Genomic DNA, 12,333 nt, shown 5'->3' with positions numbered 1-12,333 from the left:
ACAGGCCCGCATTTTCGATTCATGACCTTCGGCGCGCCGGAACTCTCTTCCGGCACGCGCTTCCTCTGTTACAGTACCGTCAGCCAGTTGCTTTCAATCCAATTTTCAAGCCCCAAACCCACACATGCCGATCGACGTTGACCCCTCCTTCAAGAAGACCGGCGACAAGGCGCGGGAACGTCAGCTGTGGCGGCAGACCGGAGAGAACGCGCGCAGGCGCCGCCGCAAGCGGATGATGCGCCGCATCGCGATCATGGGCAGCGGCGCCTTTGCCGTTGTCCTGATCGCCTTTGTCGGCTGGATGGTCGCACGGTCCCCGGACGACGGGGGAGGGGGCACCGACGTGGCCGAACTGGGCGGCCTCGACCCCGAGGACGACGACTTCACCATGGTGCAGGCGGACGAGGCGCAGACGGATTTCGCGTCCAGCAGCTTCACCCCTGTTCTGCCCGCCGACCTTCAGGTCGACCCGATGATCCTGCGGATCGCGCAGGAGGGCGAAGGCAACGTGCGGTTCATAGCCGGCCCGCAGGAGTTCCTGCCGGCGCGCGTCGGGCCGCCCGGATCGCAGCGCTTCGCCTACCTGCGCGAACCGCTTGTCGCGGCCGAGCAGACGCTGGAACTGGTACTGCCGTCGTCGCGCGATGACTTTGCCCTGTTTCAGGCGCAGCGCAGTCAGGCCAGCGCTCCGGGCGCCCTGCCGCAGCCGCCTCAGCAACAACCCTCTGCGCCGGTGGAGGCCGGGGACCTCGTCGCGGTCGAGGAAGACAGCAGCTGGGGCGACCTCATCACGACCGACGACGATGCACTGCAGGCGGAGGGCCAGTCTGACCAGGCCGCGGTCTACGTCGAAACGCGGATCGAGAACACGACCTCCACCGTGCTGGCCCTGCGCGAAAGCGAACGGCGCGCGGTCTATGACGATGCGGTGACGGCGCTCCAGACGGAACGCCCGCTGGTGCAGGTGCTGACCTCGAGCGGTTTCAGCGCGACCGACGCTGCCGCCATCGCGCGCGCGGCGGAGGCGCGGATCTCAGCACCCGAGAAGCTGCGCGGCGGGAGCATCGTGGCCGTCCGCTACCGGCAGGGTGATTTCGGGCGCGAGCTGATCCAGATGTCGGTCTACGGGCCGGACGGCTATATCGGCACGCTCGTCCGGCTGGGCGAGGGGCGTTTCGACAGCGGCGCGGACCCGTGGTTCACCGAGAACCTGACGGAACGGACCGGCCAGCTTGTGGCGCAGGCACAGGAGGCCAAGGAAGTCCGCATCATCGACGCGATCTATTCCACGGCGCTGTCGAACGGCCTGTCACAGACGCTGGTCGGGCAGCTGATCCTGATCCTGTCCAAGGATTTCGACCTCGACCGTTTTGCCAGCGACGGCGACTACTTCTCCGTGCTCTACGCCAACACCCCGGGACCGGAAGGCGACGGGCTGGGCCGCGTCCTTTACGTGGGCATCGAAGGGCCGTCCGGAACGCTCACCTGCTACGTGACAGAGGGCGAGAACGAGGGCGAATTCTCCTGCTTCGACTTCAACGCCACGGTGGCCAGCGGCGGCGGAGGCGGCGGCATCGGGGGTGGCATGGTCGTGCCGGTGAAGGGTGTGAAGACCTCGGCCTTCGGTCCCCGTCACCACCCGATCCTGAAACAGGTGCGCAATCACGACGGCGTCGACTGGGCCGCACCCACCGGCACGCCGATCGTCTCCGCGATGGATGGCACGGTGGAATACGCCGGGCCGGGCGGGGGCTATGGCAACGTGATCTACATCGACCACGGCAGCGGCCAGCAGACGCGCTATGCTCACATGTCGAAGTACGGCGCCTTCAAGAAGGGCGACCGGGTGAAGGCGGGCGACGTCATCGGTTACGTCGGCACCACAGGGCGATCCACCGGCCCGCACCTGCATTTCGAGCTTCGCGTGAACGGCACGCCCGTCGATCCGCTCAGCTTCCGCGCCTCTGTCACGGTAGCGACCGTCTCGGACGGCGGACAGCCGGGATCGGCTGCGGTGGAACAGCTGGTCAACAAGATCATCAAGGTCGAGAGCGCGGGCAATGCGCGGGCCAAGAACCCGCTGTCGACGGCGACGGGGCTGGGCCAGTTCATCGAAAGCACGTGGCTCAGGATGATGCGCGACTACCGTCCCGACCTGGCCAACAGCATGAGCCGCCAGGCCCTGCTGGAGCTGCGCTTCGACCCGGCTCTGAGCCGCGAGATGGTGCGCAACCTCGCGCGGGAAGGGGAGGCCTACCTCAGGTCTCGCGGCCATACGATCACGCCCGGCAACCTGTACCTCTGCCACTTCCTCGGCGCCGCCGGTGCGGCCAAGGCTCTGAGCGCGCCGCGCGAAGCATCGGTGCTCGACGTGATGGGCGCGGGCGTCGTGGGGGCGAACCCCTTCCTGCGCGGCAAGACCATCGGCGACCTGATCGCGTGGTCGGATCGCAAGATGCAGATCAAGGGCCAGCCGGTCGTGGTGTCCAGTGCACCCGCCATCCCCGCACCCCGCGCCGTCCCCGAAGAAATCAAGGCGTTCCGGGAAACCGTCGATACCTTGCTGAAGGAGGCCCGCGTCGAAGCGGAAGATGCCGCCGCGCTGGCCGCGGAGGAAGACGCCTCCGACGAGGAAACGACCGAAGAGACCGTTGACGACGAGACCGTTGAAGATGGCAGCAAAAATGACTAAGCTATAGTCAGACTAACCCAAGGTGCTGCCATGATGGCCTCGGTTCACGAAGCGAAGACCAACCTGTCGAAACTGATCGACGCCGTCGAACGCGGCGAGCGGGTGGTCATCACGCGCCACGGCGTTCCCGCGGCGGAACTGGTGATCGCGCGCAAGGCGCAGGTCCGGATCGGGGGTCTGAAAGGCCGCCTCTCTCCACCGCCCGGTAGCTTCACCGCACCGCTTTCCGAAGAGGAATTGCAGGACTGGGGCGCGTGAGCGCTCTGCTTCTGGACACCAATGCCTTTGCCATGGTGCTGACGGACGACCCCCGGCTGACCGATACCGCACGCGGAGCCATCCTCGGGGCAAGCCGCGTGGCGCTGTCGGTCATCAGCCTGTACGAGATCGGTCAGAAGGTCCGGCTTGGGAAATGGCCGGAGATGGACGCCTTTGCGCCCGGACTTGCGGTGCAGGCACAGAATGACGGGATCGACCTGCTGCCCCTGTCACCAGCCGCAGCGTTGCAGGCGGCCCTCTTGGACTGGGACCACCGCGACCCTTTCGACCGGATGATCGCCTGCGTGGCCAGGGCCGAAGGGCTGGACCTCGTGTCGTCCGACACCGCATTCGATGAGCTGACCCTCAGCCGGATCTGGTAGACCGCTCCCGGCCACGCGGACAGGTCCACGACAGCGGGCACCGGCACGGCGCCAGTGCCCCTGCGGGTTTCAGGCCGTCAGCGCGAACGGTGGTGCCAGCGGACCCGGCCGTCCTTGCTGCCCTTCTTCAGGGGCAGAAGCGGGCGATACTGCGCGACCCAGCTTTTCGGATCGTAGTCGCAGACCAGACGGCCCTTCGCGTCACGGATGAAGCAGAGCGCGCCGTTCTTGTGCTTCCAGACCACGCCGCCATAGCTGGCGATGGTCATCGCCTGGATATCATTGTCGCTGGCCCAGAAGTCATAGTCGCCAAGCGGGAAGATACCGTCGCGGACCTCCTTCGGTTCGTCGAGCTTCGCCTCGTCGACCAGCGACTGCGTGTGGTCGTCCACCGCTGCCTTGATCATTCCGGTGACAAATCCGGCTCCGGCAAGGAGCGCACTACCGGCAAGGGTTGCGGCGACGCCGACGCCGTAAAGGAAGCTGTCACCGGCGTCGGGGGCGGTATCGGTCGCGACCCAGACCACCGGCTGGACAATAAGTCCCGCCGCAGAGCCCTTCGTTGCGCCAGCCACACGGCCGACAGCCTTCGACACGGACTGTGCCGCGACCTCAGTGCCGATGCCGGTTACGGAATTCTTGTATGTCATCAGAAACCTCAATCATTTCAGTACAATTCAATCATGGTACTCGCTACACGCGCCGGTGCCCGACGCGTCACTTGTGGAAGACGCGGTACGTCCGCGCCGGGTACTCCTGGACGAACTTCGCGTAATTTTCGGTGGTTTTCGCACCCCTGCCCACCGGAAAAGGATCGTTGTAGGAAATGTCGGCCTTGGTGTCGCGCTCGCCGCTCAGGCCGGTGACAAGGATCCAGTGGCCGCTGGAGGACATGCCCTGACTGTATGGCCCCGCGTGTTCCAGCATGTCGAAGATCAGCGGGCCGCGTCGCAGGTGGGTGCGCAGCTTGGTCACGCTCCAGCTTTGCGGACCGATGTACTGCAGGCCATGTGCCTTGGCATATTCGCGGGTCGGCGTGACCCAATCATTCTCGCCCGAGAAGTTGTCGAGGCTGCCGTCCGGCAGGATCATCGACGCCGGTGTCCGCGCCTTCACCTGCGCCACGGTCTGGTCCAGCAGCATCGCCGTGGCCGCCGCCCAGCAGGAGGTCCCGGTGGGCTGCGGGATCAGCTTCACCTTGTGATGGATCTTGGCGATGGTCTCGGACGGCTGCGGGGCGGCTTTCCAGATCGCTTCCGACGCCGCGTCGTTCAGCGCGGCCAGCGTCCTGCCGTTCGGGTCGACGCGGGAGTCCGGGTTGTTGAACTTCAGCACGCATTTCTGGAAGTCGTAGATCGCGGCACGGGTGAGGGTGCCGCAGATGCCGTCTTCGACCAGCGCGACGCGCGGGGCAGACATCTGTGCGTTCAACTGGCTTTGAACGGCGGCGACATCGGCGGCCTTGTTGCGCCCGTTGCGCCCGACGCTGGATTGCACGTAAATCGTCTGAATAATGCTCATGGCGTTTTATTCTCAATATCTTGCCCCCGGAAGCGAAATTGCGCCCTCATCGGGGAGCGGGGTGAGACTGGATGAAATTCACTCGTACCTGAATGGTGTTCTCCCGGTGACGTAAAATACCGGTTGCGCAATAGGTGGGGCTTTTCAGGACCGGCACAATGGACAGGGCAGGTATTCCATGCCCTTGCCGAGGCCACAATTTTCGCAACCCGTGTCGCCCGCGTTTTTCCTCTCCTCCTGCAAGTCCTTCCTCATATGCCGTTCAAATGCCGCCATTCCGACCACCGCCGGGTTGCAGAAACCGGCGCGCGGGGGCCCTTCTGTGCGGCCCTGCGCGCCGGAAGCTTGTTCAGGCGAAGTCGTACTCGAACCCCTTCTCGCCCACCTTCACCGTCACCTCCTTCATGTCCTCTCCGGACACCATGCGCTGCAGCACCTGGCGGGACAGGTCGGGCAGGATGGAGTTGGTGATGATGTTGTCGATCATGCGGCCACCGCTGTCGGGGTCGCGGCATTGTTCGGTAATGTAGTCGATCACCTCGTCGCCATAGACGAGGTTGGCGCCATGCGCGCCTTTCAGGCGCTTGGCCACCGCGCCGATCTTCAGCTTCGTGATGCCGGCCAGCACGTCCTTACCCAGCGGGAAATAGGGGATCGAGACGATCCGGCCCAGCAGGGCAGGGGGGAAGACCTCGAGCTGGAAGGGCTTCAGCGCGGTTTCCAGTTCATCGAGATCGGGCGTGGTGTTGCCGCCTTCCGCCATCTCCATGATGACATCGGTGCCGACGTTCGAGGTCAGCAGGATCAGCGTGTTCTTGAAGTCGATCCGCCGCCCGTTGCCGTCTTCCATGATGCCCTTGTCGAACACCTGGAAGAACAGCTCGTGCACGTCGGGGTGGGCCTTTTCGACCTCGTCCAGCAGCACGACGCTGTAGGGTTTGCGCCGCACGGCTTCGGTCAGGCGACCGCCTTCGCCATGCCCCACGTAGCCCGGAGGCGCGCCCTTCAGCAGGGAAACGGTGTGCGCTTCCTGGTATTCGGACATGTTGATGGTGATGATGTTGTCCTCACCGCCGTAGATGGCTTCCGCCAGCGCCAGCGCGGTCTCGGTCTTGCCGACGCCCGACGGCCCGCAGAGCATGAAGACACCGATGGGCTTGTTGGGGTTCGACAGGCCCGCGCGGTTGGTCTCGATCCGCTTGGCGATGGCCTTCAGGCCGTGGTCCTGACCGATGACACGTTCCTGCAGATGTTCCGCGAGGTGCAGCACCGCCTCCAGTTCGTCTTGCACCATGCGGCCCGCGGGGATGCCCGTCCAGTCGGAGATGACGGAGGCCACGGCCTGCGCATCGACGTGGGCATAGACCATGCGGTCGTCCGGATTGCCCTCTTCCAGCGTCGCCATGAAGGCGTGCATTTCCTTGCGCGCCTCGTCCGGATCGATCGTCGCCCCCTCGGCCTCTGCCTCCGCGTCGGAAGAGGCGTCTTCCGCTGCGGGACGGTTGTCCATGACCTCGGCGACGTCGTGACCTTGCGAGACGGCGATCTCCTTGCGCAGAAGGATGATCCTGTCGACGATCTCCTTCTCCTTGGCGTACTTCACTTCAAGGTCGGCCAGTTCGGACTCCAGCTTCCCTTTCTCCTCCATCGCCTCGAGAATGCGTTCCTCGTTCGACTCGCCCAGGTCGCGTTCGGACTCCTTCCCGGCGATCTCGACGTCTAGCGCGGCGATCTTCTCGCGGATGTCCTGGATGCGGGCGGGAACAGAGCTTTGCGAGACGGCGACGCGTGCGCAGGCGGTGTCGAGTAGCGACACGGCCTTGTCCGGAAGCTGTCGCGCGGGGATGTAGCGGTGCGACAGGGAGACGGCGGTGACGATGGCCTCGTCCGAGATGCGCACGCCGTGATGCTTCTCCATCGGCTCCAGGATGCCGCGCAGCATGTAGCAGCACTTCTCGACCGAGGGCTGATCGACGTTGACCGGCTGGAAACGCCGGGTCAGCGCCGGGTCCTTTTCGAAATAGGTGCGGTACTCCGACCAGGTGGTCGCGGCGATGGTGCGCAGCGTGCCGCGGGCAAGAGCCGGTTTCAGCAGGTTCGCGGCATCGCCCGTGCCCGCCTGTCCGCCCGCACCGATCAGGGTGTGCGCCTCGTCGATGAACAGGATGATCGGGGTGGGGGAGGACTGGACCTCGTCGATGACCGATTTCAGGCGCTGCTCGAACTCGCCCTTCATGGACGCTCCGGCCTGCATGGCCTGAATGTCGAGCATGTAGAGCTTCGTGCCCTGTAGCTTCGGCGGCACCTCCCCGGCGGCGAGGCGCTGAGCGAAGCCTTCGACCACGGCGGTCTTGCCGACGCCCGCCTCGCCCGTGAGGATCGGGTTGTTCTGGCGGCGGCGCAGCAGCACGTCGATAACCTGACGGATCTCGTCGTCGCGGCCGACGATCTTGTCCATCTTGCCCGACGCCGCATCCGCCGTCATGTCGACGGAGAACCGGCCAAGCGCGGTGGACGCCCCGGGGCGGCCGTCGTCGTCCTCGCCGGGCTGGGCGGCGGAGGGAGAGGACAGGCCGGAACCGTCCATGGGGCGCATCGTCTCTTCCTCTGAATCCTTCCAGAGGCGGCGGCTTTCCTTGGCGAGGATGTCGGCAGAGATGTCCCCGAAGACCGACGAATAGCGCATGATGTGGCGGCGCAGGTGGTCGTCCTGCAGGATGCCGGTGAGCACGTGGCCCGTCCGGATCTGGCTCTCTCCGAACAGCAGCGTCGCGTAAGTCCAGGCGTGCTTCAGCGCGTCGAGGAACTGCTCGGAAATGCCGGGGGCCTCGGTGACGTTCTTGTCCAGCTTGGCGAGCGTGTTCTGCAGATCCTTCAGCACCTGCCCGCGGTTCAGCCCGAGCGCGTTCAGCGTGACCGAAACATCGGAGTTCTTGTTGGACACGACCGGCCACAGCCAGTGGCAGAGGTCGATCTGGCGGTTGCGGTCCCCGCGCGCCTGCCGCATGCCCTGAATGAAGGCATTGTACCCGGCCTGGTTCATCTTGAGAGCGTAGCTCTCGATCTCAATTCCTGACATTGCAATAATCCCTTCTGAAATGTTCCGGCCCGGTTATCGCTCCGGGTCCGGATCTCCCTGTTGTATCCGCGGCCGTCACGCGGCCGCCTTTTGGTCTTGCCCTTTCGGGGGCAGAAGCTTGAACACCGTCACCTGCACCATCACGTCGGGATCGCCCTTCGGCGGCGCGATGCAGGCCATCCAGCCAAGCTGTGCGTTGACGCCCATCACGGCAGGCTGGATCTCGGTCTGCGGCAGCCACAGCACGGTTTCGACTTCGTAGGCCTCGCCGAGATACCAGAACACCAGATCGCGCAGGTCGGGGTGGTCGCCGCCCGACGGCAGCAGTTCGAAGTAGTCCTTGATGGAACGGACATAGAGGTGCACGCGGATCTTCTCTCCGACCGTGCGCACCCGGGACCCGAGGTGCATGTTCATGCCGATGCTGCAGGCCTGGCGACCCATGTGCGACAGGGTGTCGGGCTCGAAATCGAGCCATGTCGGCACCAGTTCCTCGATCTCGACGCGCAGCTTGCCGTCGAAGTGAAGCTGCAGGATCTGGCGCAGGCGCACCGGGCTTTTCACGCGCCCGCCGGCCAAACCCGCGTAACGCGCCTTCACCGTGTCCGACACCTCGTCCCGGTCGCGCATCGCCTTGGTGCCGTTGCCCGCCACCGCCAGAAGGTAGGACTGGAAGCGGTCGTCGGTCGGGTGGTCGAACTGCGTGATGGCATGGGCGTCGGACCACGCGCGGAAGAACAGCTCCTGGAAGCGTTCGGTGAAAATGTCGACAAAGCGGGTAAAGCTCTTGTCGCCGTGGATGAACCACTGCTGGATTTCCTCGGTCCAGTTCAGCGGGAAGGCCCCGAACGGCCCGAAGAACCCCATGAACTGCGCGCGGATCATCGGCACGCGACGGCTGGGATCGTAACGGGCGATATCGGCATTCGGGACACCGGTGAACGGGTCCTGCCCCATGCGCACAAGCTGATCGTGAAGCCGGGTGTTGCGTCCGATGCGCGGCTTGGTCCCGGCGCGGCGTTCAAGCTCCCGCAGGAGGAAGAACAGCCCCTTGCCCATCGCGCGCCACGCGGCTTGTTCGTCCTCGTCGAGGCCGGAGGGCATCTCCGGCTCTTCGTCGAGGTCGTCCATGGCAAGCTGTTCGACCTGAGAGGTGACGAGTTGCCGGAACGTGTCGAGCAGCCCGTCTTCGAGGAAGGCATCCTCGGGGTGTTTCAGCCTCTGTCCGGCCCGGCGGATGAGGTCGTCGCGCAGGGCAGGGGTCAGGCCCTCGGGCGCGCGCCGCGCGGTGTGGCGCAGGGCTGCTGTCAGCCCGTGCCCCAGCAGGGCCTGTTCGATCACCTCGTTCGGGGTCCATGCCTCGCGCGGGATGAATTTCTGGATCGAGGTCTCTGCCCGGGGTAGGCCCGGAAGCGCGGCGAAGACGGTCTTGTCGTCGTCATCCCAGCTACTCTTGGCGGCGGGGGCGGGCTCCTCCTCCGCCTTGGGCGCATCATCGAACCAGTCGAGGTCCGCCATGACGGTCTTCTCGTCGTCGTCCGTCTTGCCACCCATCAACGGCGGCCGGACCGAGGGCAGTTCGACGACCGGCCCGCTGCCGCGCGGCTTCTGCGCCACGCCGGGCAGGGGCGGGAAGGTCGGCTCCTTCACGTCCTTGTCACGCACCGGCTGGGAAAACCCGCCCTTCGGCATCGGCAGCGGTTCGATCTCCTTCGGGTCGCTGTCGTTGTCCTTCGGTGGTGTCTTCGCCTTTGGCTTGCCGGGGTCCTTGTCTAGCCAGGCCATCACCGTCTTTTCGTCGTCGTCCCAGTCGTCGCTCACAGCACGCGCCCTCCGCCCAGCCGGGGCGGCCAGGTCTTCAGGTGCCCGCGCTGGTGCGAGCGGATGACCGTCTTGGTGAACGAATTGACAGAGGCATACTCGGCAAGAAACCGGTCCAGAACGGAGCCGAGCAGCATGATCCCCGACCCCTCGAAGGCCTCCTCGTCGAAGGTCAGCGTGACTTCGAGGCCGCGGGCCGTGTGGAAGCCCTCGGGATGCGGGATCGACGCCGGAACCTGCCGCGTCTCCACCGACTGCAGCCCGTCGATCTGGCTTTCGATGAAGCTGTCCGACAGGTCGGCAAACAGGCGCATCATCTCGCGCAGCGCCTCAGCCGCATCGGCGCCGGTGCGGCCCAGCACGCCGTAGCTGTTCAGCGACATATGGCTGACGAGCCGCCAGTAGACGTCGCCCGACTGCGTCCGGTGGGCGGCGCCGCCCTCCATGTCGGCAAGGCTGTCGCGCGGCGGGGTCGGGCCGTCGATACAGGCCAGCCGGATCGTGTTCTCGTCGCAGAAGTAGAAGTCTTCCTCGCCCTGCTTGATCGGCAGTTCCCCGGCAAGGTGCCGGTTGGAACACAGGCCCCGGATCTGCAGGCGTTGCACCCGCACGTCGTCGGGTGGTTCGTAGATCGACAGGAACGTCTCCGTTCCGCGATAACGCGACCGGGAAATGCCCTGCTTGCGCTCCTGGGCGGTGATCCGGCGCTTCTTCTTGCGGCTGGTATAATACAGCGCGTGCCGCGGGCTGACCTTGTTCGAGGGCAGGGCGTACAGCGGATAGACCCGCGTCTTGGCCTGACTGCCCTGGTAGTGGGCGAAGACCTCGGTCACGCGGTGGAATTCGTAGTGCGTGACGGGCGTGGAAAGGGGCGTGACCACGTATTCGTGGCTCTTGCGGTCCATGCGCAGCGGCGCGGCGGCCTCTTCGAACAGGTTGACCGCCGGGGCACAATGCAGGCGGATGTCCTCCGTCGACAGTTGCGCGGCGAGCTTCTGGCTCGACGTGTCGAACTCGAAGATGATCTGGATGCGCGATCCGGGAACGCGGGCCCAGACGTCGCGCAGGCCCTTGACCCGGAAGCCGAGGAACTTGCGCGGGTAGACGAAGACCTCGCGCAGCAGGGCGAACCCCTCGAACAGGCGATCGTCGTGGGGGAAAAGCCGTTCCGACCGGTCGAAGCCCACCTGCTCGATCTGGTGCGGGGCGAGCGTCTGGTAAACGTCGTCGCCAAGCGCGTTCTGCCAGCGCAGCGACACCTTCACCCGGTCGCAGAAGATCTGTTCGTAGAGCGCCACGGCCTCGTCCATCGGACCGGCGAGGTGGAACTGCAGCGTATCGGCCTGAAGCTCGGTCAACGGTTCGCTGTTGTCGGCCTTGCCCGTCACGCCAAGCCGCGCGATGTCGATGAGCATGCCCGCTTGCACGCCCTTCGCAGGCTCGCGCATCACCGCACCCACCTGCCCGGAGCGTGAGAGATAGCGCACCTCTGCCACGTCGATGGGCCAGAGGCTGAGGGGAGCGGCCAGCGCGAAGCGGCAGGACACGCGCTTCTCCGTGTCGACGTAGCGCGCCTCCATGTAGTCGCCGGGCCTGAAATGGATGCCGGTCACCGTCTTCGGGTCCTCAAAGGGCGCGGCGGCCCGCACGGTCATGACCGAAGGGGTCGGCTCCAGCACGCCGGGCAGAAGCTGGTCCAGAAGTTCGCGCGTGAAGCCGCGGAATTCCTCGTCCAGCTTCAGCTGCACCCGGGCCGCAAGGAAGGCGGAGCCTTCCAGCAGCGCCTGCGCGGTCGGGTCCATGTTCTCTTCGAGCAGCCCGCCAAGGCGGTCGGCAAGGCCGGGATACTCCTGCGCGAATTCGCGGGCACGCTCCTTCAGCAGTGCGAGTTCCCGGTTGTAGGCGTCGCGGAAGGCCTGTTTCACATCTGCACCCGCAGCTTGGACATGCGCATCTTGCCCGCACCAAGGTCCAGCTCCGCGTCGAAGTCGAGCGGGATGTCCACCGGGTCGCCCATCAGGTCGGCCTGCACGAAAAGTTCGAGCCGCTGATCGTTCTGGCTGTCGCTGCGGCGCACCGACACCTCGATGGAGGACGGCACGAGGCGCGGCTCGTGGTCGATGAGCGACTGCTTGATGGAATCCTTGATCGACTCGCCGTTCAGCTCGCGGATCGTGACGCTCGACAGGTCGCGGAAGCCGTAGTTCAGGATCGAGCGCGCGACGTGCGGCGCCTGGTCGAGCGGCAGGGCGGCGTCCAGTCGGATGGTGTTCATCAGGGCGTTCAGGTCCGCCTCGATGTGGTGGCGCAGGGTGCCCTCGGTGACACCTTCGCGGAAATCGATGCGGCGGGTGATCGTCGTCTCGCCGTCTTCCTTCTGGTCCTGCGTGCGTTCGGCGTGCTGCCGGCGGCGGCGGTCATGGAAGCTGGAGCGGAATATCTGCAGGATCGAGACCTTGGCGCGGTCTTCCTTGCGCCAGACGCGGGTCACCTGCGTCGTCAGATCCGGATCGTCGGAGGTCATGTCACGCTCTCGAAATCAAAAGGCCCGAGACAAAACGTAACGGCCATCCCCCGAG

General features: G+C 65.5%; 9 protein-coding genes. 3 read left to right on the top strand and 6 right to left on the bottom strand.

The features are described from left to right. Positions 1-124 precede the first annotated feature (124 nt). From ACU0DV_RS07275 to ACU0DV_RS07265, 3 genes are read left to right on the top strand one after another with little or no spacing between them, the layout of a single operon-like run. On the top strand, positions 125-2,692 hold the full coding sequence (locus ACU0DV_RS07275) for a peptidoglycan DD-metalloendopeptidase family protein (RefSeq protein WP_446241462.1): 2,568 nt from the start codon (positions 125-127) through the stop codon (positions 2,690-2,692). A 30-nt stretch (positions 2,693-2,722) separates the two neighbouring features. Then, positions 2,723-2,950 carry a type II toxin-antitoxin system Phd/YefM family antitoxin gene (locus ACU0DV_RS07270; protein WP_370312041.1) on the top strand — a complete coding sequence of 76 codons (228 nt, stop codon included), beginning with the start codon at positions 2,723-2,725 and terminating at the stop codon, positions 2,948-2,950. Continuing rightward, entirely contained in the window at positions 2,947-3,333 is a 387-nt protein-coding gene (locus ACU0DV_RS07265) for a type II toxin-antitoxin system VapC family toxin (protein ID WP_100931223.1), read from the top strand. Before ACU0DV_RS07270 ends, ACU0DV_RS07265 begins: the two co-directional genes overlap by 4 nt. A gap of 77 nt (positions 3,334-3,410) precedes the next feature. On the opposite strand, the gene ACU0DV_RS07260 is transcribed toward ACU0DV_RS07265, so the two are convergent. The 6 genes from ACU0DV_RS07260 to tssE all read right to left on the bottom strand — a co-directional run bounded on the left by ACU0DV_RS07260 (position 3,411) and on the right by tssE (position 12,278). Then, positions 3,411-3,983, bottom strand: coding sequence for a hypothetical protein (locus tag ACU0DV_RS07260; protein ID WP_100931222.1), 573 nt, complete (start codon positions 3,981-3,983; stop codon positions 3,411-3,413). A 67-nt stretch (positions 3,984-4,050) separates the two neighbouring features. Further along, positions 4,051-4,854 (bottom strand): papain-like cysteine protease family protein, encoded by an 804-nt coding sequence (locus ACU0DV_RS07255; RefSeq protein WP_446241461.1) that lies wholly within the window; start codon positions 4,852-4,854, stop codon positions 4,051-4,053. 349 nt (positions 4,855-5,203) lie between these two features. Continuing rightward, entirely contained in the window at positions 5,204-7,933 is a 2,730-nt protein-coding gene (tssH, locus tag ACU0DV_RS07250; protein WP_446241460.1) for a type VI secretion system ATPase TssH, read from the bottom strand. A gap of 75 nt (positions 7,934-8,008) precedes the next feature. Next, the gene (gene tssG / locus ACU0DV_RS07245; RefSeq protein WP_446241459.1) at positions 8,009-9,754 is read right to left on the bottom strand and encodes a type VI secretion system baseplate subunit TssG; all 1,746 of its coding nucleotides are present in this window, start codon (positions 9,752-9,754) and stop codon (positions 8,009-8,011) included. Next, positions 9,751-11,679 (bottom strand): type VI secretion system baseplate subunit TssF, encoded by a 1,929-nt coding sequence (tssF, locus tag ACU0DV_RS07240; protein ID WP_100931218.1) that lies wholly within the window; start codon positions 11,677-11,679, stop codon positions 9,751-9,753. The genes tssG and tssF overlap by 4 nt, the downstream gene beginning before the upstream one ends. Next, on the bottom strand, positions 11,676-12,278 hold the full coding sequence (gene tssE / locus ACU0DV_RS07235) for a type VI secretion system baseplate subunit TssE (RefSeq protein WP_254698493.1): 603 nt from the start codon (positions 12,276-12,278) through the stop codon (positions 11,676-11,678). The genes tssF and tssE overlap by 4 nt, the downstream gene beginning before the upstream one ends. Positions 12,279-12,333 lie beyond the last annotated feature (55 nt).

This window comes from Sagittula sp. (assembly GCF_052825245.1).
This window is presented reverse-complemented; position numbering and strand designations above follow the sequence as displayed.